Source organism: Solirubrum puertoriconensis (assembly GCF_001483135.1).
GTDB lineage: Bacteria > Bacteroidota > Bacteroidia > Cytophagales > Hymenobacteraceae > Solirubrum > Solirubrum puertoriconensis.
In genome coordinates this window covers 1,106,825-1,129,183 of the sequence record NZ_LNAL01000008.1, presented here as the reverse complement: position 1 = coordinate 1,129,183, position 22,359 = coordinate 1,106,825, and the positions used below count along the sequence as shown (strand labels likewise).

22 protein-coding genes are annotated in these 22,359 nt (G+C 57.4%); 15 read left to right on the top strand and 7 right to left on the bottom strand.

Annotation, left to right across the window (positions count from 1 at the left end; all coding sequences use genetic code 11):
- Positions 1 to 82 precede the first annotated feature (82 nt).
- The 6 genes from ASU33_RS19120 to rplS all read left to right on the top strand — a co-directional run bounded on the left by ASU33_RS19120 (position 83) and on the right by rplS (position 4,456).
- Complete coding sequence (locus ASU33_RS19120) at positions 83 to 796, top strand: RluA family pseudouridine synthase (protein WP_059072402.1); 714 nt, start codon at positions 83 to 85, stop codon at positions 794 to 796.
- Between the two features lie 173 nt (positions 797 to 969).
- On the top strand, positions 970 to 1,731 hold the full coding sequence (locus ASU33_RS19115; RefSeq protein WP_059072401.1) for an acyl-CoA desaturase: 762 nt from the start codon (positions 970 to 972) through the stop codon (positions 1,729 to 1,731).
- Between the two features lie 233 nt (positions 1,732 to 1,964).
- The gene (locus tag ASU33_RS19110) at positions 1,965 to 2,501 is read left to right on the top strand and encodes a 30S ribosomal protein S16 (protein ID WP_059072400.1); all 537 of its coding nucleotides are present in this window, start codon (positions 1,965 to 1,967) and stop codon (positions 2,499 to 2,501) included.
- 119 nt (positions 2,502 to 2,620) lie between these two features.
- Positions 2,621 to 3,202: a ribosome maturation factor RimM gene (gene rimM / locus ASU33_RS19105; protein ID WP_059072399.1), complete on the top strand. Its 582-nt coding sequence runs from the start codon at positions 2,621 to 2,623 to the stop codon at positions 3,200 to 3,202.
- Positions 3,203 to 3,269: 67 nt separating this feature from the next.
- Positions 3,270 to 4,007, top strand: a complete 738-nt coding sequence (gene trmD / locus ASU33_RS19100; protein WP_078063257.1) for a tRNA (guanosine(37)-N1)-methyltransferase TrmD — start codon at positions 3,270 to 3,272, stop codon at positions 4,005 to 4,007.
- Between the two features lie 92 nt (positions 4,008 to 4,099).
- The gene (rplS, locus tag ASU33_RS19095) at positions 4,100 to 4,456 is read left to right on the top strand and encodes a 50S ribosomal protein L19 (protein ID WP_059072398.1); all 357 of its coding nucleotides are present in this window, start codon (positions 4,100 to 4,102) and stop codon (positions 4,454 to 4,456) included.
- 92 nt (positions 4,457 to 4,548) lie between these two features.
- Here rplS and ASU33_RS19090 read toward each other — a convergent pair whose 3' ends face one another.
- Complete coding sequence (locus ASU33_RS19090; protein WP_059072397.1) at positions 4,549 to 4,950, bottom strand: hypothetical protein; 402 nt, start codon at positions 4,948 to 4,950, stop codon at positions 4,549 to 4,551.
- A 139-nt stretch (positions 4,951 to 5,089) separates the two neighbouring features.
- On the opposite strand from ASU33_RS19090, the gene ASU33_RS19085 reads away from it, so the two are divergent.
- On the top strand, positions 5,090 to 8,089 hold the full coding sequence (locus ASU33_RS19085) for a M1 family metallopeptidase (RefSeq protein ID WP_059072396.1): 3,000 nt from the start codon (positions 5,090 to 5,092) through the stop codon (positions 8,087 to 8,089).
- 112 nt (positions 8,090 to 8,201) lie between these two features.
- Entirely contained in the window at positions 8,202 to 8,693 is a 492-nt protein-coding gene (locus ASU33_RS19080) for an inorganic diphosphatase (protein WP_059072395.1), read from the top strand.
- 135 nt (positions 8,694 to 8,828) lie between these two features.
- On the opposite strand, the gene ASU33_RS19075 is transcribed toward ASU33_RS19080, so the two are convergent.
- Positions 8,829 to 9,533, bottom strand: a complete 705-nt coding sequence (locus ASU33_RS19075) for a hypothetical protein (RefSeq protein WP_059072394.1) — start codon at positions 9,531 to 9,533, stop codon at positions 8,829 to 8,831.
- Positions 9,534 to 9,798: 265 nt separating this feature from the next.
- On the opposite strand from ASU33_RS19075, the gene ASU33_RS19070 reads away from it, so the two are divergent.
- From ASU33_RS19070 to ASU33_RS19055, 4 genes are all read left to right on the top strand, one after another.
- On the top strand, positions 9,799 to 10,206 hold the full coding sequence (locus tag ASU33_RS19070; protein ID WP_059072393.1) for a 6-pyruvoyl trahydropterin synthase family protein: 408 nt from the start codon (positions 9,799 to 9,801) through the stop codon (positions 10,204 to 10,206).
- The gene (gene folE / locus ASU33_RS19065; RefSeq protein WP_059072392.1) at positions 10,199 to 10,864 is read left to right on the top strand and encodes a GTP cyclohydrolase I FolE; all 666 of its coding nucleotides are present in this window, start codon (positions 10,199 to 10,201) and stop codon (positions 10,862 to 10,864) included. The genes ASU33_RS19070 and folE overlap by 8 nt, the downstream gene beginning before the upstream one ends.
- A 130-nt stretch (positions 10,865 to 10,994) precedes the next feature.
- The gene (locus tag ASU33_RS19060; protein ID WP_059072391.1) at positions 10,995 to 11,924 is read left to right on the top strand and encodes a TIGR01777 family oxidoreductase; all 930 of its coding nucleotides are present in this window, start codon (positions 10,995 to 10,997) and stop codon (positions 11,922 to 11,924) included.
- Between the two features lie 117 nt (positions 11,925 to 12,041).
- Positions 12,042 to 12,983 carry a hypothetical protein gene (locus tag ASU33_RS19055; protein ID WP_059072390.1) on the top strand — a complete coding sequence of 314 codons (942 nt, stop codon included), beginning with the start codon at positions 12,042 to 12,044 and terminating at the stop codon, positions 12,981 to 12,983.
- Between the two features lie 306 nt (positions 12,984 to 13,289).
- Here the strand turns inward: ASU33_RS19055 and ASU33_RS19050 are convergent, their stop codons facing one another.
- The 5 genes from ASU33_RS19050 to ASU33_RS19030 all read right to left on the bottom strand — a co-directional run bounded on the left by ASU33_RS19050 (position 13,290) and on the right by ASU33_RS19030 (position 19,776).
- Positions 13,290 to 15,596, bottom strand: a complete 2,307-nt coding sequence (locus ASU33_RS19050; protein WP_059072389.1) for a transglycosylase domain-containing protein — start codon at positions 15,594 to 15,596, stop codon at positions 13,290 to 13,292.
- Between the two features lie 511 nt (positions 15,597 to 16,107).
- On the bottom strand, positions 16,108 to 16,878 hold the full coding sequence (locus tag ASU33_RS19045) for a ferritin-like domain-containing protein (RefSeq protein WP_059072388.1): 771 nt from the start codon (positions 16,876 to 16,878) through the stop codon (positions 16,108 to 16,110).
- Between the two features lie 111 nt (positions 16,879 to 16,989).
- A complete protein-coding gene (locus tag ASU33_RS19040; RefSeq protein WP_059072387.1) occupies positions 16,990 to 18,552 on the bottom strand; it encodes a DUF4153 domain-containing protein in 1,563 nt (520 codons plus the stop codon).
- Positions 18,553 to 18,687: 135 nt separating this feature from the next.
- Positions 18,688 to 18,987: a winged helix-turn-helix domain-containing protein gene (locus tag ASU33_RS19035; protein ID WP_059072386.1), complete on the bottom strand. Its 300-nt coding sequence runs from the start codon at positions 18,985 to 18,987 to the stop codon at positions 18,688 to 18,690.
- An 87-nt stretch (positions 18,988 to 19,074) separates the two neighbouring features.
- Positions 19,075 to 19,776, bottom strand: coding sequence for a hypothetical protein (locus tag ASU33_RS19030; RefSeq protein ID WP_059072385.1), 702 nt, complete (start codon positions 19,774 to 19,776; stop codon positions 19,075 to 19,077).
- Between the two features lie 190 nt (positions 19,777 to 19,966).
- Here ASU33_RS19030 and ASU33_RS19025 point away from each other — a divergent pair, with 190 nt between their 5' ends.
- The 3 genes from ASU33_RS19025 (at position 19,967) to ASU33_RS19015 (ending at position 22,347) form a co-directional block, all read left to right on the top strand.
- A complete protein-coding gene (locus ASU33_RS19025; RefSeq protein ID WP_059072384.1) occupies positions 19,967 to 20,755 on the top strand; it encodes a hypothetical protein in 789 nt (262 codons plus the stop codon).
- 7 nt (positions 20,756 to 20,762) lie between these two features.
- Positions 20,763 to 21,671: a UbiA family prenyltransferase gene (locus tag ASU33_RS19020; RefSeq protein WP_059072383.1), complete on the top strand. Its 909-nt coding sequence runs from the start codon at positions 20,763 to 20,765 to the stop codon at positions 21,669 to 21,671.
- A 70-nt stretch (positions 21,672 to 21,741) separates the two neighbouring features.
- Entirely contained in the window at positions 21,742 to 22,347 is a 606-nt protein-coding gene (locus tag ASU33_RS19015) for a hypothetical protein (protein WP_059072382.1), read from the top strand.
- Positions 22,348 to 22,359 lie beyond the last annotated feature (12 nt).

Genomic DNA, 22,359 nt, shown 5'->3' with positions numbered 1-22,359 from the left:
GTTTTGCGGAGCGGTATTTGCAGCGTGTTGAATTATTCCGAGCCCGCCCCCAACGCTTACATACCTTTTCTGGATTCCACTTGTGAATAGACCTGCTATCTGGTCGGAGCAGAAGGAAATTCTGTTCGAAGACAACCACCTGCTGGTGCTCAACAAAACCGCTGGTACCTTGGTACAAGGCGACGAAACCGGCGACGAACCGCTCTCGTCGAAGGCGGCCGAATACCTGCGCCTGAAGTATAAGAAGCCCGGCAATGCTTTTGTGGGCGTGTGCCACCGCCTCGATCGGCCCGTTACGGGCGTGGTGGTGCTGGCCAAAACCAGCAAAGCCCTAAGCCGCCTGAACGAGATGTTCCGCGACAACCACATGCACAAAACCTATTGGGCATTGGTGGGCAAGGCACCCCAGCAAACCGAAGGCACACTGGTGCATTGGCTGGTGAAAGACCCCATGCGCAACGTAACCAAGGCCTATGCGCAGAAGCACACACAGGGCCAGCGCGCCGAGCTACACTACAAAGTGCTGGCCCAAGTAGGCCACCGCTACTTACTCGAGGTAAACCCCATAACCGGGCGCCCGCACCAAATCCGGGTACAGCTTTCTACCGGCCTGGGTACGCCCATTACCGGCGACGTAAAGTACGGGGCCATGGCTCCTCTCCCCGACCTCAGCATTGCCTTGCATGCTCGCCGGCTGCGCTTCAAGCACCCCGTTACGCAGCAGGAGATGGACGTGATGGCTCCACTCCCCGATGCCGAGGTGTGGGACCCCGCGCGCGAGCTTGCGTTTGCCTAAAGCAGCACAAAATCTTAGGCAGCCAACGCCCGAACAAGCAGTAGCGAATTCTGACAAAAGTCACTTTTTATTAGCCGCTAAAGCTGTCGTACGTTTGCGCACTGGCTTGAACCAAACGGCCTTGAGCGTGTTTAGGCGTTCAAGGCTTTTCCACATCTTTTTCAATATCATCCATGCCGATTCTGTTGTTTTTCGTCGGGCACTGGTACTTGTCGCTGTTCGTGCAGACGTTCTATCTGCACCGCTACGCAGCGCACAAAATGTACACCATGAACCGATTTTGGGAGCAGTTCTTCTTTGCGCTAACCTACGTAGCGCAAGGTTCCTCGTACTTGTCGCCGCGGGCGTACGCGCTGTTGCACCGCATGCACCACGCCTACTCCGATACGGAAAAGGATCCGCACTCGCCCCACTTCTCGTCTAATGCCTTTACGATGATGTGGAAGACGAAAAACATCTACAACTCGGTACTGAACAACGATTACGAGCTGGCCAAACGCTTCGAGGGCGACTACCCCACTTGGAATGTGCTGGAGCGCATTGGCGACAATTGGATGTCGCGCGTGGGCTGGGGCACCGCTTATGTGCTGTTCTACGTGGCGTTTGCCACAGCGTGGTGGCAGTTTCTGCTATTGCCCCTGCACTTCCTAATGGGCCCCATCCACGGCGCCATCGTCAACTGGAGCGGGCACAAGTACGGCTACCAGAACTTCGACAACAACGACAAGTCGCGCAACTCTCTGTTCTTCGATTTCCTCACCGGCGGCGAGCTATTCCAGAACAACCACCACAAGCTGCCCATGCGCGTCAACTTCGGCGTGAAGTGGTGGGAAGTTGACCCCACCTACCCCGTCATCTGGACGCTGGATAAAGTAGGTATTATCAAGCTGAAGCGCAAAGTAGCGGCCCAAGAGCCCGAGCGCCTTGCAGCCTAAGTCCATTCGCATCATCACACAAGGCCATTCCGCAGCTGCGGAATGGCCTTGTGCTTTTATCAAGCTTTAACCTCTTGCGCCAGTTGTCACCTAGGAAATAGGTTGCAGGTCGGTTAGCAAGCATCGATAAATCGGCAGCGGCATTCCGCAAAGTGGCAGATTTCCCTTACCTTTGCGCCTCCAAATCATTTTTCATCCGACGGACGAGTTCCGTCACCTAACCGACACGGTTTATGGCAGTTAAAATCCGCCTCGCCCGTCGCGGCCGCAAGAAGGCCGCTATGTACGACATCGTAGTTGCTGACTCCCGCTCGCCTCGCGACGGCCGCTTCATCGAGAAGCTCGGCACCTACAACCCGCTCACCAACCCGGCTACCATCAACTTCGATGCCGACAAGGCTTTCGATTGGCTGATGAAAGGCGCTCAGCCGACCGACACGGTGCGTGCTATGCTGTCGTACCGCGGTGTGCTGTTCCGCAAGCACCTGCAACTCGGCGTTATCAAGGGCGCTATCACGCAGGATGTAGCCGACCAACGCTTCACCCAGTGGCTCGACGAGAAAAACGCCAAGATCGAGAGCAAGCGCACCAACGTAGGCAGCGCCAAGGACGAGGCTCGCAAGCAGCAGCTTGCTGCTGAAACCAAAGTTCGCGAAGCCCGCGCCGAAGCTCTGCGTCAGAAGCAAGCCGTTGCAACCGCTCCGGCTGCCGAAGCTGAAGCCGAAGGTGCTGAGGCTCCGGCCGAAAACGCTGAAGAAGCCAACGCCTAATTCATTTTAGGAGTCTTCTCTGTTTAGGAGTTTTTGAGTTGCGCAGCTTGGGAGTTTCCCCCGGAAATTCTCGAGCCGCAAGCTCAAAAACTCCTAAACTTTTTACTTCACAAACAGCCATGACTACCGACGAATGCTACGAACTGGGCTTTGTGGTGAAAGCCCACGGCCTGAAAGGCCAGCTGGTGGCCGAGTTCGACGTAGACAACATCGAGGAGTATCTTGATGTGGAAGAAGTGTACGTAGAGCGCCCCGTGGGCTCGGGTAAACTGTACCGCTTCGAGGTGCAGCGCCTGTCGGTGCAGGCGGGTACGCGCGTGCTCCTCAAGCTTAAAAACGTGGACCGGCTAGAAGATGCCGAGCTGTTTCGGGGCCTGAAACTCTACCGTCCGCTTGCCGATTTGCCGGAACTGGAAGAAGATCAGTTTTACTTCCATGAGGTTGTTGGTTACACCGTGATTGATGCCAACCTAGGCAAGCTGGGCATTGTGGAAAGCTTCTACGAAATGCCCGAGCAGGACTTACTCGCCATGAGTTATCAAGGCAAGGAAGTACTGATTCCGGTGGTAGATGAGTTGATACAGCACGCCGACGAGGAAGCTCGCGAGCTGCACGTAACGCTGCCCGAGGGTTTGCTCGATGTCTACCTCAGCCCCACGTCGCGCGAGCGTGACGAGCCCGACGAATTCGACGAGCCGTAATCAGCTGCCGTTTGCTGCGGAGCGTTTGCCCACCTAGGCCCCACGCCCTGCGCCACTAGTATTCCCCATGCGCTTCGATATCGTAACCTGTCAGCCCGAGTTGCTCTCCAGCCCCTTCGCGCACTCTATTGTTCGCCGGGCACAGGACAAAGGCTTGGCCGAAATTCATCTGCACGATTTGCGTCGGTTTGCCATCAACAAGCACGGCCAGATCGACGACTATGCCTTTGGTGGCGGAGCCGGCATGGTATTGCGCCCCGAGCCCATTGCTGCTTGCCTCGATGGGTTATTGGCAGAGCGCACCTACGACGCTGTCATCTACCTCACGCCCGATGGGCCAACCTTTCGGCAGGCAGCGGCTAACCGTCTCTCGTTAACGCAGAACATCATTCTGCTTTGCGGCCACTACAAGGGCATCGACGAGCGCATCCGGGAAGAGTATGTCACCGAGGAAATCAGCATCGGCGATTTTGTGCTAAGCGGTGGCGAGCTAGGCGCAGCCGTGGTGGTAGATGCCGTAATACGTCTGCTGCCGGGTGTGTTGGGCAACGAGGAGTCGGCGCTAAGCGACTCTTTTCAGGATGGTTTGCTAGCCCCGCCCGTATACACCCGCCCCGCGGAGTGGCGCGGCCGCGAGGTTCCGAGCATTCTGGTATCGGGCGATACGCCCAAAGTAGACGAATGGCGGCAGGAAAAAGCACTGGAGCGTACCCGCCAGCGCCGCCCGGATTTGTTGTCCGATTTGCCTGCCGAAGCCTTTGAGGCGCCGCAACCCAAGCGGCGTCGCAAAAAACCTAACGCTTAGTATTGTAGCTAAGCTTTACAACAGCTATATTTGCGCCTCCTTACCGAAACCACTTGGGCGGCGGCGCCGTCCTTTCAAGATTTTTTGCTGTCATGAGCCAACTTCTCGACCTCATCAACCAGGAAGCCAAAGAGCGCCGCGCCAGCTTCCCCGAGTTTGCACCCGGCGATACCGTTAACGTACACGTTAAGATTCGCGAAGGCAACAAGGAGCGCATCCAGCAGTTCCAAGGCGTAGTTATTCAGCGCCGGAATGCTAACACGAACGGTGAAACTTTCACTGTACGTAAGGTGTCGAACCAGATCGGTACGGAGCGCATCTTCCCGATTATCTCGCCGAACATTGACAAGATCGAACTGATCCGTCGCGGTAAAGTTCGTCGTGCCCGCCTGTTCTACCTGCGCGGCCTGTCGGGCAAAGCAGCTCGTATCAAGGAGAAGCGCGCCTAAGGCATTTAGCTCCCTATTACAAACAGGGCCTCTACCTAGCGGTAGAGGCCCTGTTTTGTTTCATACACGTTGATGCGGCTGTTGTATTAGACTTAGCGCTGAGCTGAGTCTTGCCGCAAATCTTCATCGGGGCTGGTGCGGCCACCCGCTACTTGGCGTGCAGCCTCCAGCAAGGCTTGGCTTAAATTCTCAACCCGGGGCTTAACGTTGCCTTCGGCCAGGTGCGCCACCTTAGCGGTGTTCTCACCTAGGCGGTGCAGCAACTGCCCCACCAACTTGCCATCGATGGCCCCGCCGCCGAAGTGGGCTTTTAGCGCCTGCAGATCCACGATGAGTTCGTGGAAATCTTGGTGGCCGCCATCCTTTAGGTCTTCAATCCAGCGCTGCAATTGGTTGTCGAGGCCAGCGCGGTTAGCTTCTTCCTGCAAGTCGCCGCTGAGTAGCTTAGCGGCTGCATCGAGGTGCACCTCGTGCTGTACATACTTCTTTTCCATCGGGCTTAGGTGTATGGTTAAGCATTGGCGCCAAGCGGCACCGTGCACAGGCTAACGGCCGCGGTAGTACCTAGGTTATGGCAAGGCAACCGCCATACGTGCCGAACACGTACTTTCGCCACGCATTCGCCTTTACTCTATGCAAAAATTAATAGCCAGCCTTGCGCTGGTAGTGCTGCCGCTGGCAGCCCTTGCCCAAACCGAGCGCCCGTATTGGCAACAGGAGGTTAACTACTCCATCGACGTTGCCCTCGACGACAAGCAGCACGTGCTGACAGGCCGCGAGGAAATGCAGTACGTCAACAACTCGCCCGACGCGCTGCCTTTTATCTACATCCATTTATGGCCCAACGCATACCGCGACAACTCCACGGCTTTTGCGCGGCAACAGCGCCAAGTGGGTAAGCTGAAGTTTGAGTTTGCAAAGCCCGAAGCACGCGGATACATCGATCAGCTCGACTTTAAAGTCGATGGGCAATCGGCGCGCTTCGAGCTCGATGCGCAAAACCCCGACATTGCCAAGCTTGTGTTGCCGCAACCGGTGCAGCCGGGGCAGCGCATTACCATTAGCACGCCCTTCCGTGTAAAGCTGCCCGATTCTTTTTCGCGCATGGGCCACGTAGGGCAGAGCTACCAAATAACCCAGTGGTATCCCAAGCCCGCCGTGTACGACCGCACCGGCTGGCACCCTATGCCCTACCTCGATCAGGGCGAATTCTACTCGGAGTTCGGCTCGTTTGATGTGCGCATTACCCTGCCCGACAACTACGTGGTAGGAGCGACGGGCGAGCTGCAGAACCCCGACGAGCTACAGCGTCTCAACCAACTGGCGACTTCTTCGGCGGGCAAAACCAAGCCCGAGGAGTTTGGCACCAGCGAGGAATTTCCAGCTTCGTCGTCGAACAGCAAAACGCTGCGCTACACCCAAGACCGCGTACACGATTTTGCGTGGTTTGCCGATAAGCGCTTTAACGTGCTGAAAGACGTAGTGCAACTGCCCAACTCAGGCCGGAGCGTAACCGCGTGGATGCTCTTTACCAACCGCAACGCCGCCGATTGGCTGAAGCATCGCAACGACATTCGGTATGCGCTGGAGGGCTACTCGCGCTGGGTTGGCGAATACCCCTATTCGGCCGCAACCGCCGTTGATGGCGCGCTGAGTGCCGGCTCGGGCATGGAGTATCCGATGGTTACGGTTACCGATCCGTTTGCCATCGTGCACGAAGTTGGCCACAACTGGTTCTACGGTATTTTGGCCTCCAACGAGCGCGAGCATCCTTGGCAGGACGAAGGGGTGAATTCGTATTTAGAGAACCGGGTACTCGAGGCGTTTCATCAGACCCCTTCCGACCCCTTGGCGAAGGCCGCCAACAACCCAACCGTAGCCCAGAAACTTGGCCTGACGGGCGTACCACCCGCGGCAGTAGCCCAAGCTCAGTGGCAGGCAGCTGCCAGCCGTGGCTACGATCAGCCCAATGCTGGATTAGCTGCCGGCCAGTATACCAGCTACAACTACGGCGCAGTGGTGTACGTGAAAACCGCTGCCCTGCTCCGCTACCTCGCTGGGTACCTAGGGCAGGAAAGGTTCGACAAAGCCATGCACTTCTACTACGACCGTTGGAAGTTCCGCCACCCCTCGCCGGCCGATATGCAAGTGGCATTTGAAGAAGCAACCGGTCAGAAACTCGACTGGTTCTTCCAGCAGATGCTTGGCACCACTACGCGCTACAACGCTACCGTGTCGAACCTGCTGAAGGCTGGTGACCAGGTGAAAGTGCTGGTCCGTAACGAATCGACGGCCCCTTGGTCGGTGCCGGTAGCAACGGTAGATGCCCAAGGCAAAGTACTAGAGTTGCAGTGGACGCCCGTATTTGGCGGCCGCGAAGCCGAAGACCGCACTACCGGCGACGAAGACACCGACGTAACGCAGCTCAACTTCCGCCGCACGCCCGAGGTGGCAGCCGTCGTTGTGGACCCCGAGTACATTACGCCGCAGCTCAACCGCCGCGACGAGCAGCGCCTGCTCGAGGGCACTTTTCCTACCCTTGAGCCACTGCGTCTCCGGCCGCTGGCAGGCGTAGAGCGTTGGGACCGTACCGACTTCTACTGGCTACCAGTTGTAGGCGCCAACACCTACGATAAGTTTATGCTAGGTGCTGCTTTCTACAACAACCCGTTGGTGCTGAACAAGCTGAGCTACGTGGCCATGCCGATGTTCAGCTTTAACCGCCGCGACCTGAAAGGCATTGGCCAGCTAAACCTGACCGCGCTGCCGAGCAGCCGCTACCTGCAGCGTGTTACTACCTCCTTCCACATGTCGAGCTTTGAACGGTATACTAAGCTCGAGCCGAGCTTGTCGTTGGAGCTGCGCCGCACGCAGTGGGGCAACCTGCGCCAGCAAGTGCAGCTGGCTTACACCATCGTACGCACCGAGCAAGACCCTTCCTCGACGGGCAACATCATTCCTACTCTCCGTTACGAGCTCCTAGGTGGCGATGCCGCCCGCAGCTACGGAGCCGATGTGGAGCTCAACGCCTTTACGCCACGGAGCGCAGGCACTACTTACGATTCGCCTCAGTTGCTGCGTGCCGCTTTGCGCTACGAGCAGCATTACGCCGAGAAGCGTAGCTTCCGAGTGCGCCTGTTTGGTGGTCGGTTCCTGTCGCAGGCAGCCGAGTCGCCGTATGTTATTGGCCTGAGCGGCAGCCCCGATTACCGCCGGCAAACTCCCTTCTTGGACCGCCGGCAAATCTCCGATGCCCTTACGGCTCAGGTGCACCAAACCGACGACCGCGACGGCGCTTTCAAAGCATTTCTGCCAGTGTATGCTGATAAGTGGCTTACCACCCTCAATTTAGAAGCCGATTTGCCCAAAACGGCCTTCGTAGTATTTGCCGACCTAGGCGCAGCCAACCGTCGCTTTACGCTGCCCGGCGGCGGAAACCAACGGCTGTTTTACGATGCCGGCCTGGCTTTGCCTTTACTGAATGATGCATTCCGGCTTTATTTGCCGATAGCAGGCTCGCAGTACGACAACGGTTTCCCTAGCAGCCGCAAGAACTTCACCGACAACATTCGCTTTGTTCTCAATTTGCAAAAAGCCAACCCGCTGCGCCTCATCGATCAGGCACTTCGGTAATTCAGGTTCTGCAGTTACTGTATCATTCGCGCTCCTGGCGGCTGGGCTTACCAGTTGTCAGGAGCGTTTTGATAAACTGCCTGCCTATTCCGAAGAGCGCCGCCTGCTGCAAGTGGTGGTAGAAACGCCCGCCGGCTCAAACCGTGTGCTACGCTACGAACCTCGCAGCAACGATTTCAAGCCGGAGATGCACGCGGGCATTGAGCGCCGCATCGATTTCCTGCCTTTCCCAGTAAATGCAGGCTTTATTCCTTCCACGCACCTCCCTGCCTCCAAACGCTATTCCCTAGGGCGGCCGCAACCAGCTATTGTGCTGGCAGAGGGTCAGCCATCGGGCACCGTGCTCGAGGTGTTGCCGCTGGCCCTGCTACTCCTCGACAACGGCGGCGAAATGGAATCGGTGGTGCTCACAGTTCCGGCTCGGCCCAGCCTGCGCAACTTGCCCGTTACCACGTGGCAAGAGTTGGTCACGCGCTACCCGGCCGCACGCGAAACCTTGCGCCTTTGGTACCAGCACACCGGCGAACCGGGGCAGATACGCGTGGTTGGGTGGCGCGGCCCCGAAGCCGCTGAGCAGCAAATACGCGCCGTGCTTAAGCCGTAGCTACGACCTAGGTCAGCGGTGCACTCAGTCCCGAAAGGGGGCCATACTATGCACAACTTCTGAAGCACTACAAAAGAAAAAAGCCCCGCCAGCAATGTGGCGGGGCTTTTTTGTATTAGAAAGCCGCGAACAGAACTACTCGATCTTGTTCATGCGCTCCTTAACCGACTCCAGCTGCACGCGCATGTTAACAATGTCGGCGCGAGCGGCTTCTTGCTCCTTCAGGTTCGAGTCAACCATGTTGTTGAGCTTCACCAGTTCGGCAGCGTTTTCGGCCAGCTGCTGCTGAATTTCAATTTTCTTCTGCTTGTTGCGCTCGATGTCCTTCTTGATGGCATCCTGCTTCGCAATTACAGCCATGTGGTTGTTTTGCGAGTTAATCAGAGCACGCTCAGCTTCTTGTACCTGCAGGGCAATGTCTTCGCGGTACAGTTGGCGAGCGAAATCCTTCAGGTAGTTTTCGGCCGACTTCCACTGCTGCGGAGTAGCGTCTTTGCTCAGGTAAGCGTTACCCAAGTCGATCGACCACCAAACGGTAGTACCGGTCGGTACGGCGTCAACTTTCGAGATGATGCGGATCGGAGTCTTAGAAATCGACTCAACCACTACACCATCCATCGAGTACACACCTTTATCGGCTTTAACTTTGCCGATTTTTTCGTTGATGAGCTTTACCCACGAATCTTCAACCCGCTTGCTATCCAGCTGGATAGTCACGCGCTGACCTTTACGAGGGATGCCTTTTACTGCCATTTCCGTTTCGTCTACCGGCGAGCGTTGAGCGAAGCCTGCAGTCGTCAGGACGAACAGCAACAGAGAGAGGAGTACGCCTGATTTCATAGAGTGTGAAATAAGTGTGTGAAAACGAAGTGTGAGGTGCAGCCGCTCGCTATTTGCGGGTAACAACTCACCAAATTTAACCACCCCTACACAAAGCGCCAGAGTAGGACCTAGATTTTTTTTACTCCATATAATTTTTATTAGATATATCCTTTGAAATATTTGTTAAGTTCAAGATTCAAAAAATATATACTTGATAAAGTGCTGTTATTGAGTAGGATGCAAATACCGAAACAAACCGCCCAAACTAGCAGTTAAGCACCTCATGAAAGTAACCGTAGGACGCACTGAGCATTTCAACGCGGCGCATCGCCTCTTCAACCCATCCTGGTCGGACGAGGAGAACGACCGGGTATTTGGCCTCTGCAACAACCCTAACTACCACGGACACAACTATGTGCTAACGGTGCGTCTGACGGGCGAACCTAACCCCGATACGGGCTATGTGTATGACCTGAAGGAGCTGAGCGACCTAATCAAACGCGAGATTCTAAATACCTTTGACCACCGCAACCTGAACCTCGACACCGAGGATTTTCGCCAGCTCAACCCCACGGCCGAGAATATTGCCCGCGTGTGCTGGCAGCGGCTGCGGCCTCACCTGGCCAACAACCTGGCCTTATCGGTCACGCTTCACGAAACGGACCGCAACTTTGTAGAATACCATGGCTAAACAGCCCGACCCAGCAGCCCTTCCAGGAGCCGACGACCGCCTGGATGCCGAGCTGCGCACCCCTTTGCGGCCCGATGCTTTCGCCCTTAGCGAAGAAGACAAAATTGCCGGCATCACGGCGCACTTCCGCGAGATCATGCACCTGCTCGGTCTCGACCTCACCGACGACAGCCTGAACGGTACTCCGCGCCGGGTGGCCAAAATGTTCGTGAACGAATGGTTCCGCGGCCTCGATCCGCAGCATCGGCCCGAAGTGCGCCTGTTCGAGAATCGTTACCAGTATAATCACATATTGGTTGAGCGCGACATTACGCTGTTTTCGTGCTGCGAGCATCACTTCGTACCTATTATAGGTAAGGCGCACGTAGCTTACCTACCCGGCGAGCATGTAGTAGGCCTCTCGAAGCTGAACCGCGTAGTGCAATACTATGCCCGCCGCCCCCAAGTGCAGGAACGCCTGACCCGCCAAATTGCCGAGGAGCTAAAGCAGAGCCTCCGTACCGACGACGTGGCCGTACTCATCGAAGCCGACCACCTGTGCGTAATGAGCCGCGGCGTAAACGATACCAGCAGCTCTACCATTACAGCGGAGTACGGCGGCGCATTTGGGCGCGACGAACAATTGCGACGCGAGTTTTTGCGACTGATTGGGAAGTAACTCCCATCGGCATAACGCACCTAATTGCCACCCCAATCGTTCCTGAAAGGTGGATGTGAAGCCAGCCCCTTAACTTGCAGCCCCTTTTGAGCTTATCGGCAGTATACGGGCTCTTCGTAGTGCTTATACAATGAAACCATCGTTGCGCAAAGTGTTGATTTCGGGAGGACGCGGCCTTATTGGTATGCGCCTCTCCGAAATGCTGATTGATGCCGGATACGAAGTTGCCCACCTCAGCCGGCAAACCGGACGTGGACGCTACTGCAGTTTCCGCTGGGACCCCGCTGCCGATCAGATCGACGAGGCCGCTATTGGGTATGCCGATTTTATTGTGAACCTCGCTGGCGCCAGCGTTTCCGATGAAAAATGGTCGGAGGAGCGGAAGCACGAAATCATGTCGAGCCGCGTGGGAGGCACTAACCTGCTCGCGCGCGAGTTGCGCGAACGGCCGCACCACGTGAAAGCATTCATCTCGGCTTCGGCTATCGGCATCTACGGCGACGCCGACGACCGAGTGTTAACCGAGGATACCCCTCCTGCCCCGGCCGATGATTTCTTGGCCGACGTGGCTACACAGTGGGAGCGTGCTGCGCAGCAGGTGCAAAACCTAGGCGTTCGTACTGTGATTACCCGCATCGGTATTGTGCTCAGCGACGAAGGCGGCGCACTGCCCAGCATTGCCCGTCCGGTAAAGCTGATGGCTGGTGCGGCCCTAGGTAGCGGACGCCAGTACATGTCGTGGGTGCACATCGACGACCTTTGCCGCTTGCTTATCCAGATGATGGAAGAGCCCGAGTGGCAGGGTACATACAACGCGGTGTCGCCGCACCCTGTCACTAATAAAGAGTTTACTTCTACGCTGGCCGAAGTACTTCACCGCCCGCTGGTATTACCCAAAGTGCCAGAGTTTGGCCTGAAGTTGCTTATGGGCGAAATGAGCGAGATAGTACTGGCCTCGCAGCGCGTTAGTGCACAAAAAGTGCTGGAGCAAGGTTTCCGGTTCGAGCACCCCGACTTACGCGAAGCGTTGGAGTCCTTCTACCAACGTGAAGAAGAGTAGCTGAGCTATTTGTTTTTAACAAGCATACCAAACAGCAGGGCCCGCATACCTTCATATGCGGGCCCTGCTGTTTCCATATTTACTTATTAGCTGGTTTGCTTAACAGATACAATCATCATGATAAAGCTATTACGGCTAACAGCCAGCTTGTTGTTAGGGAGCATACTTCTGTACATAATCACCCTCAATGTTCGGCTGTATCATCAGCCAAACACAGATGGTGGAACGAACTCCATGAATGCTGATTTGCTAGCTCAACTGCGCCATTTGAAAGCACAGTTGCATGCCGGTGCTGCACATGACATGCAAGAAATATATCCCGAAGGACATGTATTCCTGAACGCCTTTTACAGCCTTTGTTGGAGTGAGGTAGCCGCCGCCGCTTCTCCACAAACAATGTTGCACCAAGAAGCAACCGCCGAAAGTAGTTGGGCAGTGAAGGAAATTGCTTCGCCTGCTGGCCAGCAGGTGTTTGATGCCACGCTGCCGCTGCCACATGGCGCTTTTTACAACGGTTGGTTGGGTTACTCCCTAGGTAAGTTGCTGCTGAGTCAGCCAGCGGCTAAGCGTAGGCCTGGCGATGTGGAGTTGTTTCGGCGCACATGCCAGCAAATTGCCGCCGTACTTGCGGATGCAGGCACACCTTTTCCGGAGTCCTACGCCAGAGGTGCTTGGCCAGCCGATGCAGCAGTATGCGCCGCAGCGTTAGCCACGCACGATCGGGTGTTCACTCCCCTATACCAAGAGTTGCTGCAAGTTTGGCTACAACGGGTAGCCACTCACACTGATATGCGCGGGATGATTCCACACTCGGTAGAAGCCCAGTCGGGCAAAGTGCTTGAAAGTGCCCGTGGCTCTTCGCAAAGCTTATTACTAAGCATGCTCTACGAGATTGATCCGGCGTATGCCCGGCCGCATTACATGCTGTATAAACAGCACTTTGCTGATGAGCGGTTGGGTTTGCCAGGGTTTCGAGAGCATCCGCACGGCGTTGACGGCGCAAGCGACATCGACTCCGGCCCTGTTGTGTGGGTATCGGAGGCGCTGCTTCGATTGTAGGACGTCGGGCGGCGGAACAATATGGCGATACGCTTTTGGCCGTTCGCCTGCGTAATAGCATCGAGGCCTTCGGAATACCTTGGGCAAGCCGGGGGCAAAAGTGCTACTTGTTTGGTACGCTGCCAATTGCCGATGCCTTTATTGCCTGGAGTAACTCTTGGCAACCACATACCCCGTTGATTTCTCCTTCGGGCTGGCCCCTTGAGTTTCAAGCGTACTCGTTGGCAGGCGCCGCAATGCTCCTAGGTGTGTTGTTTTGGCTGTGGCGCAATGGACCTAGCGCCGGAAGCCAACAGCTAGCCTAAGCTATTGCGCCTTCAGGCTGTCGGGCACTTCGATAGTTCCTTCGTTAATACGATCGAGGAGGTTATCTACCACAATCGAGTCCACTTCTACTTTCTTACGGCGCGGGCGTGAGTCTTCGGAATAGCAGATGTACTTCCGGTTGATTTTGCCGGGGTACTTCGGGAACGGCCCGGGCGTGATGCCCAATTCCTTGTCCTTATAGACACGCTCCATGTACATACCGAAGATTGGTAGTGCCATGCGGCCGCCTTCGCCCTGCTCCGAGCGGAAGAAGTGAATGGAACGGTCTTCGCCACCAACCCATACCCCGGTTACTAGGTCCTTTGTGATGCCCATGTACCAACCATCAGAGTAGTTGGAGGTGGTGCCGGTTTTGCCGCCGATCTGGTTGTTTTTCTTAAAGAGGTCGTAGTCCCACAGGCCTTGCGAGGTGCCGCCTGGCTCCTCCATACCGCCGCGCAGCATGTATACCATCAGCCAAGCGGTTTCGGCCGGAATCACGCGCTTCTGCTGCGGATCGAACTGTTTAATAACGTTGCCGTTGCGGTCTTCAATGCGCGTTACAATAAGCGGCTCGGGCCGGAAGCCACCGTTCACGAACGTGCTGTAGGCATTCACCATTTCGTACACGCTCACGTCGCCGGCCGAACCCAGGCCGATGCTCGGCACGCCCAGCAGCTTGCTCCGAATGCCTACTTTGTTGGCATACTTGACTACCTCGTTCCAGCCCACGCGCTCGGTTAGCTGGGCCGTTACGGAGTTTACCGAGCGGGCCATGGCATGGCGCAGCGTCATGTTGATGCCGGTGTACTCGCGCGTTACGTTGTCGGGCTTCCACTCCATGGGCTTGCCGTTCTCCACGTAGTTTATGGTCACGCGTTCGTCCCGAATCCGGTCGCAGGGCGCGTAGCCTTTGTCTATGGCAGTGAGGTACACGAACGGCTTGAAGGTAGAGCCGGCTTGGCGCTTGCCCTGCTTCACGTGGTCGTACTGGAAGAATCGATAATTCAGACCACCCACCCATGCTTTGATGTGCCCGGTGTACGGATCCATCGACATCATGCCGGCGTGTAGGAAGTGCTTGTAGTACGCCAGCGAATCGAGCGGCGAAAGCAGCAACGTAGTGTCACCGTCGCCCTTCCAGGTAAATACCTTCATGGGGCGCTTGGTGTTCAGGGCCGAATCGAGGCCGGCAGGGTTACCTTTGTAGCGCGCAGCCAACTCCTTGTACAGCTCCGTGCGCTTAATCTGCGTCTCGATGAAGTTCGGAATTTCATTACCGTCTTCGTCCACCCACGGATTTTTGCCGCGGTTGCGCCAGAAGTTATCGAACGTGCGTTGCAGCGTTTTCATCCGCTTCTGCACGGCCTCTTCGGCGTGCTCCTGCATGCGCGAATCGATGGTGGTGTAGATGCGCAGCCCGTCGCGGTACATGTCGTAGCCGTTCTTCTCGCACCAATCGTTTACGAATTGGCTGATGGCCGAACGGAAATAATTCTCAGGGCCATCGACGTGCTTTTCCACTTGGTAGTTCAGCACGATGGGCTGGCTTTGCAGCAATTTCACCTGCTCGGCCGGCAGCACGCCTGCTTGCCCCATGCGCTCCAGCACCAGGTTGCGCCGCCGCGTAGCAGCCTCGGGGTGAAAGCGGGCATTGAACGCGGTAGGGTTGTTAAGTGCTCCTACCAACACAGCCGCCTGCTCGGGCCGGAGACTATCGGGCGTGGTGCTGAAGAAGGTTTTGGCTGCCACCTTAATGCCGTACGACTGCGAGCCGTAGTCGACGGTGTTGAGGTACATGCGCAGGATTTCATCCTTGGTGTAGCGGCGCTCCAGCTCTACGGCCGTTAGCCACTCCTTTAATTTGGCTATGATGGTGCTCACCACGGGCACATGACCTAGGAGGCCCTGCTCGCCGCGGCGGGTTTTGTAGAGGTTTTTGGCCAGTTGCTGCGTGATGGTAGAGCCCCCGCGCTTTTGCCCGCGCGCCGCTGCCACCACCGAGCCCACCAGTGCCTGCGGATCGATGCCGGAGTGCTCCTGATAGCGAATGTCTTCGGTAGCGACCAGCGCCTTTACCAGCCACGGCGACATGCTATCGAGCGGCACGGGGTAACGGTTTTCGCGGTAGTAGCGGCCCAGCAGCACTCCATCGGAAGTATACACCTCGGAGGGTTGCTCCACTTTGGGGTCTTCCAGTTCCTCCAGGCTCGGCGATTTGCCAAATAGGAACAAGAAGTTGGAAGCTACCAGAATGGGCAGCAGCAGGAAAAAACCAGCCGCGGCCGCAAACGCAGCCCATGCCATTCGCGAAAGGCGATTGGGCCAAGAACGCTTAGGCCGGGGTTTGGGAGAAGTAGCGGCGTTAATATGCTGAGCTTCAGTCGAGGGCATCGGGCAGAAAAAACCGGGGAGCTGGCACGTAAACGCTCCGGCTGAAATACAAATATACCAGTTGCCAGCCGGCCGAAGGTTCAATAACGGCTAATTGCCTCAACGCAACACCAAACAAAGCCGCACAGCAGTGCTGTTATTACCGGAAAGGCAACTACCCCTGCCACTATTGCCAGCACCCGCATAGTGGCCGGCAGCACCGAGCCAGGCAACTCAGCGGCCCACCGCCACGCCGTAATTGGCGCCGAAGCCACCATGCAACCTGCTCCTATTGCAAGCAGCGCCTGGCAAGCCGGCACGGCAGCGGGCGTATTAGGCCATAGCTCCTCCTGCCCTACTAAGTTTAGCAGAGCGAATACTGACGCGAGCAAACCCCACCACATAGTTGGTGGCGCTGCTTTTACGCCTTTCACCAACAAGCTAATCATTGCCCAAGCGCGGGCAGGTTGGTGCCCCCTAGGTGTGCAAATCCATTCCGGGGCCCCGTAACGGCGGCAGCCGAAGCGCGCAGCAATGCTTGGGCCCGACCCCACTCCTGCGCCACGCTGGCTGCAAAGCCTACGGGCCCCATGCCGCCAGCCCACAATGTACGGTTGTAGCATACCCACACTACCGCCGTGGTCCCAATCATCAGCGCACAGTGCAACTGCTGGCTTAGCCACCACCCGAGGCCGCTACGGCGCGGGCGCAGATAGCGCAGGGTACTGCACTGAAAGGCAATGTGTTGTTGCTCATCGCGCATGATGCGCAGGCAAATTTGCTGCAGCAGCCCCGAGTAGGTAGCGTAGTACAAAGCCCGGTAGTACACCGCGGCAATAATCTCGGCCGTGAGCAGCAACCGGATGGTGTGCTCCCAACCGCTGAAGCGCCGCAGCCAACGAAACACATCATCGGTAAAGCAAGCGCGCAGGCGGGGCAGGCCTTGCATATCCAAAAAACGACCTAGCACTTGCGCATGCCCTTGCTCTTCGGCAATAAACAAGCGCATAGCCGCGAGATAATCGGCGTCGTGGCTGGCTTGGGCGTGGTGGTAGAGGTGATGCCCCTCCGAACTTTCGCCGCGCTGAAAATGCTGCAGCGAGCGGCCTGCCGCGCGTCGTTCGCGGTCGGTGAGGCGGTGGGTATCGTCCCAACTCAACTCGGCCAGGTGGTTTTGGTTGGCGCGGAAGTACTCGGCCCAGTCAGCAAACGTCATGGCGGTGGGTGCGCGCTCAGCAGCAGAGCACGCGGGTTTTAGGGGTGATAAATCGTTGCTTAGCTGGCTCTAGGTGCCGCACAAGCACGGCAGCACCTAGGGCCGCAGGAGTTAGCGGCGCTGGCTGAGCTGACGGTAAGCCTGCCAATCGGCGTAAGTCCAATCCTGCCAGCTGGCCGTGGCTTGGTAGTAAGCACGCCAGTTGGCTATGCGTGTATCCAGCATGCGTTGGGCCGCGTCGGCTTTTATTGTTTGCGTGCCGTAGCTGCTGTAAGTCTTCTCCGTGGTTATGCTGAGCGTGCTTGCCAGAGCAGCGCGGTGCCGCACGAGTTCGAGCAGCACGCGGCCGGGCATGTTCAGCAGAAAACCGTAATCGATTTGCCGGAACCCCGAAGTAAGGTTGTAGCGCGCAATCCAGATTTCCCAGTTGCCCAATGCCAGGGACAGTAGCACCAGATAGACCGCTACGCTATTCAGGCGCACCAATGCAAATGCCGAGCGCCGCTGCCAGATTTTCAGCAAGATGGTGACCAGGCCAAACAGTGTAAGCAGCAGGAAAAAGCACACCCCAATGCGCTTGTAAGCCAAGCCCATGTGCGAGATGTAGTAGTAGTTGCGCAGCCCCACCGACACCGCCAGTATTGCATTTTGCACCACCCACACCGTAGCACCCCAGCGCAGCAAGGGCAAGCCCGGCTGATAAAAGTTGAGGTTGCGGCGGAAAAACCACAGCACAATGCCCATGGCCAGCAAAATGCTGAAGATGAGCACGTAGGTACCCTCGTGTACAAACTGCGCTAGGTTGAAGCTGGGCTCGGGGCTAAACCCAAACCACAACCACTGAATATCGATGGCATTTACGGCCAGCAACAACAGGTTAACCAACCCAAACACGGCCAAAGCACCTAGGTACTCCTTTCGTAAATCGGATGAGCGGAACGTGCGCCGGCGAAAATCGGGGTGGCGCACCGCAAACGAAGCCACCCCGTCGCGGCGGCGCAGCACCACCTCGGCAAAACGCGCCTCCCACTGCGCCAAGCCGGGCAGCGGCACCCGCAACAACATTACGGCTGTGCTGGCCAGCCCCACCAGCAAAAACAGCAAGTGCCCCCACGACAACAGCTCGAAATACTTCGCCAGCCACGCCGCAACGCTTGCCCACACCTTATCGGCCAGCGTGCGGTAGCGCGGGTTTGCCAAAGCAAAGAGCACATGAAAAATACCCAGCACCAGCAGTGGCATTGCCAGCAGCCGCACGTACCAGCCCAAGCGGCCTACTTTGGTTTGCCGGCTGGGCAGTGCGCGTACCAGCAGGTTGGGCAAGCCAGCTAATACCTCGGCTGCAGCACCTAGGCCCGTAAGCAAAGCCAAGCCCGCCTGCTTTAGCGGCGGCTGGTTGGCGTAGCCCCACAACATCAGCAACGAAGCCGTGCAGGCAAGTGCCGCCGCCCCCGAGCCGTACCAGGCCACCGCCCCTGCCGATACCACAGTGCCCAACAATACCAGCCGAAAGTACCCGGAACGCCACGCGCTTTGCGGCCTACTGGCCAGCAGTACGGCTACAGCCATTAGCGTGTACAGCGCCAAGTTGAGGCCGATGTGCTGCTCCCAGAACAATACATCAAACAACACCAGCCCTACCGGCAAAAGCCATTTTTGGGTAGTATTGAGCACTAGCGTTACAGGATACCAAGCAGACGCGTGGGGCTGCTTGGCAGTGCTTCGGGCTGTAGCAGTTGAAAACAAAGGAAGTACATTCATGATGTTTTAAAGTACTTTGTGTTTCAAAGTTTAAGTCCAAAAAAAAATTTACTCCGCCCCTTTCAGCAGCTTTTCAAGCGTATCAAGATGCTCTTGAAAGGCTTGGCGGCCTTCTTTGGTAGCCGTGAAAGTGGTGTTGGGCTTTTTGCCAACGAACTGCTTGTTTACCTGCACATAGCCGGCTTTCTCGAGGGCGGCGGCGTGGCTGGCGAGGTTGCCATCGGTGAGGTCGAGGGTTTCTTTTAACTCATTAAAGCTCACCTCGTCGTTGGCCATGAGCACGGCCATAACGCCCAGCCGCACGCGGTGGTCGAAGGCTTTGTTGAGCTGATGGATGACGTGCTTCACGGATGAGTTGAAAAACGCTGGCGCTGCTTGCGCCGCGGAAGGTTGAAGAACCTAGGGACGGAGCTGCAGGTTCGGGTAAGGCAGGAATTACTTGCTTGGCGCCACGTTGCTCTCGCGCTCGTAGCGGTTGTACATCAGTAACCCGTAACCGATATGGCACAACCCGAAACCCGCTGCAAAGAACAGAAAGGCCCAGTTGACGGCCAAACTGGCCACCAAGCCCAGCACTATCTGCGAGATACCCAGCAGCTTTATTTCGGGCAGGGTGTACTTGCTGGCGTTGAGCAAGGCCACGCCGTAGAAGATGAGCATGCCCGGTACCACCAGCCCAGCCGCGCCGCGCAGGTACAACTGCAGGCAAAACAGCCCGCCGGCCACCAGCGGCAAGGCCATGCTCCAGAACAAGCGGCGCGCTACACCATCCCACAGCGAACCGCCCACGTGGCGCGTACGCCGGCGCGTAAAGAACACCGCCACGCCGCCTGCCAGCACAATGATACCTAGGCACAAAACCAGCAAAAAAGGCAGTACGGCAAACCGCACCGTGGGCGATTCTTCGAGCAACGAAATAAGGCCCGATGCGCTGCCGAACGAACTGCCGTACTGGCTCGTGCCAAGCGAGCCGCCCAGCAGCCGATGCAAGTACCAATGCCCTAGGCCTGCACCGGCCAGCGCTACCACCCCAGCTCCTATCCCCGACAAACCACTCAGTGAGATGAACCGCGAGGAGCGCTCCATGATCGAGCGAATTTCGGCTAATTGGGCTAAGGGGTCGACAGCAGGCTTCATGTATTCAGAGCACTTTGTAGAGCAAAGCTACCAAGAGTTTCCGGACTTGTATTCAACCGTTGTAATTTTTCTTCGTTCTGCTCCTAATCCGCACAGCAATTTGTCAACCGACTTCTCTCCACACTCGGGCATTCAGCACACCTCCAGCACATGATTACATCAATACCAGTCACGAAGAGCCACAAACAGCATGAAGCTTCGTTTGCAGCTGTTTGAGTTCGAAGATCAGCCGTGGTTTCCGGCCGTGGTGCGGGCAGGCATGATGGACTACCTCCGCTTCATGATTACCCACCTGCACACCTACCGGCCCATTGCCCCGCTGTTGGCCGAAGCCTTGCGCCGTACCGGCCAGCAACAAGTACTGGAGCTTTGCGCCGGGGCGGGCGGCGGCACCGAGGATGTACTGCAGGCATTGCACGCCGAAAACTTGCCGAACGCACGTTTCACCCTTACCGACTTGTACCCCCAACCGGCCGCGTGGCAGCACATCAGCGAGCAAACGCGCGGCGCCATTGGCTACGAGCCCACGTCCGTAAATGCGCTGCAGGTACCCGAGCAACTACCAGGTTTTCGGGCGGTGTTTTCGGCGTTTCACCACTTCAGCCCGGCTATGGGCCAAAGCTTGTTGCGCGATGCCGTGCAAGCCCAAACCGGCGTTGGCGTGTTTGAGGGCGCGGGCAAGCACTGGTGGGAAATATTGCTGGCGCTTACGGTGCTGCCGGTAGCGCAATTAATCATCACGCCGTTTATCCGGCCTTTCAGCTTAAATCGGTTGCTGTTTACGTACCTAGTACCGCTTATCCCACTCTGCACCATCTGGGATGGCGTGATTTCTATTTTGCGTATGTACCCACCCGAGCAGCTGATGGCCCTCGGTCGGGCGGCCGACCCGCACGAGCGCTACCATTGGCAAGCGGGCAAAGTGCGCCACGCTTGGGGCCCCGAGGTTACGTACTTGGTGGGCTGGCCCAAACCCTAACGCTGCTATGGAACACGCCTCCTCAACTCCCACACTGGCCGCTTATCGCCGGGCGCTGCCGCTCCTGCGCATTCCGTTTTCGGTGTACCTGATGCCCGTGTACTGGTTTGGCCTGAGCACACTGCGCGAGCCTTTTTCGGTGGGCCGAGCCCTAGGGGTGTTTGTGGTGCTGCACTTGCTGGCCTACCCGGCCTCCAATGGCTACAACTCCTGGTTCGACCGCGACGAGGGCAGCATTGGCGGCTTGGAGCGGCCGCCACAGGTAACCTCCGAGCTGTGGCATTTGGTAGTGGCTTTTGATGTGCTGGCCGTAGCAGGTGCCCTGCTTATTTCGCCCCTATTTGCCGTGCTCCTCGCGGGTTACCTGCTTGTTTCCAAAGCCTACAGCTACGATCGAATCCGGCTCAAAAAATACCCCATCGTCAGCACGCTTGTGGTGGTACTGTTTCAGGGCGCCTACACTTTCCTAATGACGCAAATTGGCGTTGGGGCAGCGCAGCGCGAGGTATTTGCCCCCGACAACCTACTTATTGCGCTGGTGAGCAGCTTGTTTTTGTGCGGCTCCTACCCGTTAACGCAGGTGTACCAGCACCAGGAAGACGCCCGCCGCGGCGACCGTACCCTAAGCCTGCTGCTGGGCGTACGCGGCACGTTTGTGTTTGCAGCCCTAGGTCTGCTGGCTGGTGCGGTGGTGCTGGGTGCTGCCTACCTAGGGCGCGATGAGCTCCAATTTCTGCTGGTATTTGCACTGGCCACGCTGCCCATCGTAGCGTTGTTCGGCCGCTGGGTTTGGCAGGTGTGGCACAATCCCGTTGCGGCCGACTTCCGGCGCACCATGCGCATGAATCAGGTATCGTCGGTGTGCCTGAGCGTGGCGTTTGTGCTGATGTTGGTACTGCGCCATTGGCCGCGCTAGCTGCCCCAACTTGCCCGCAGCGGCTTTCGTAGGCGAGGGTATGTTGACGCGCCCATTTCTACTCTCATTAGTGGTGGCACTGCCCCTGGCCTGCTCTGCCCCCGCCGACCGCGCCGCCGCACCGCCCGGCCCCGCCTCGGCCGACACCACCGACAGCCCCGCACTGGAACCCATGGATACCACGGCTGCCTCCGTGGCCGATGCCCAATCCGATACGCTGAAGGCCGTACGTGTGCGGCACCTGTTTTCCTCGCCCTCGTCGCCCGATCTGTTTCAGCTGGTGCTGCGCGGCGATTCGCTCCTGAGCAGCGAAGCCACCTTCAGCATCACTGCTGCCGATGGCACCGTCATCTTCCGCGAGTCGCTGAGCTCAGCCGACCTCGAAGCCGCCATGGTGTACGAAATGAAAACACCCGGCGCTACCCGCCAAGAGCGCGAAGCGTACTTGCGCCGCCGCATGGATGAGTTCTTTGCCGAGCGCAACTTCCGCAAGCCCGCCGTTCGGCCCAACGATACATTTCAGCCCAACACCACCGACCGCGCCACCTGGGATGACCTGCGCCGCCGCCCCGACGCCATCGGCTTCGAGTACAAGGTGGGCAAAGAAGACGGCCGCCGCATTGCATGGTCGCCGCTCAAAAAGCAAGTAGTGCGCTACGCTTCGTTTGGCGGGTAATCAAGCTCCTGC

Coding starts and splice junctions, on each gene's coding strand:
- ASU33_RS19025 (WP_059072384.1), top strand. CDS start 19,967: ATGAAGCTTCGTTTGCAGCTGTTTGAGTTCGAAGATCAGCCGTGGTTT.
- ASU33_RS19050 (WP_059072389.1), bottom strand. CDS start 15,596: ATGGCATGGGCTGCGTTTGCGGCCGCGGCTGGTTTTTTCCTGCTGCTG.
- rimM (WP_059072399.1), top strand. CDS start 2,621: ATGACTACCGACGAATGCTACGAACTGGGCTTTGTGGTGAAAGCCCAC.
- ASU33_RS19055 (WP_059072390.1), top strand. CDS start 12,042: ATGATAAAGCTATTACGGCTAACAGCCAGCTTGTTGTTAGGGAGCATA.
- ASU33_RS19045 (WP_059072388.1), bottom strand. CDS start 16,878: ATGACGTTTGCTGACTGGGCCGAGTACTTCCGCGCCAACCAAAACCAC.
- ASU33_RS19090 (WP_059072397.1), bottom strand. CDS start 4,950: ATGGAAAAGAAGTATGTACAGCACGAGGTGCACCTCGATGCAGCCGCT.
- ASU33_RS19075 (WP_059072394.1), bottom strand. CDS start 9,533: ATGAAATCAGGCGTACTCCTCTCTCTGTTGCTGTTCGTCCTGACGACT.
- rplS (WP_059072398.1), top strand. CDS start 4,100: ATGAGCCAACTTCTCGACCTCATCAACCAGGAAGCCAAAGAGCGCCGC.
- ASU33_RS19070 (WP_059072393.1), top strand. CDS start 9,799: ATGAAAGTAACCGTAGGACGCACTGAGCATTTCAACGCGGCGCATCGC.
- trmD (WP_078063257.1), top strand. CDS start 3,270: ATGCGCTTCGATATCGTAACCTGTCAGCCCGAGTTGCTCTCCAGCCCC.
- folE (WP_059072392.1), top strand. CDS start 10,199: ATGGCTAAACAGCCCGACCCAGCAGCCCTTCCAGGAGCCGACGACCGC.
- ASU33_RS19115 (WP_059072401.1), top strand. CDS start 970: ATGCCGATTCTGTTGTTTTTCGTCGGGCACTGGTACTTGTCGCTGTTC.
- ASU33_RS19110 (WP_059072400.1), top strand. CDS start 1,965: ATGGCAGTTAAAATCCGCCTCGCCCGTCGCGGCCGCAAGAAGGCCGCT.
- ASU33_RS19085 (WP_059072396.1), top strand. CDS start 5,090: ATGCAAAAATTAATAGCCAGCCTTGCGCTGGTAGTGCTGCCGCTGGCA.
- ASU33_RS19020 (WP_059072383.1), top strand. CDS start 20,763: ATGGAACACGCCTCCTCAACTCCCACACTGGCCGCTTATCGCCGGGCG.
- ASU33_RS19060 (WP_059072391.1), top strand. CDS start 10,995: ATGAAACCATCGTTGCGCAAAGTGTTGATTTCGGGAGGACGCGGCCTT.
- ASU33_RS19030 (WP_059072385.1), bottom strand. CDS start 19,776: ATGAAGCCTGCTGTCGACCCCTTAGCCCAATTAGCCGAAATTCGCTCG.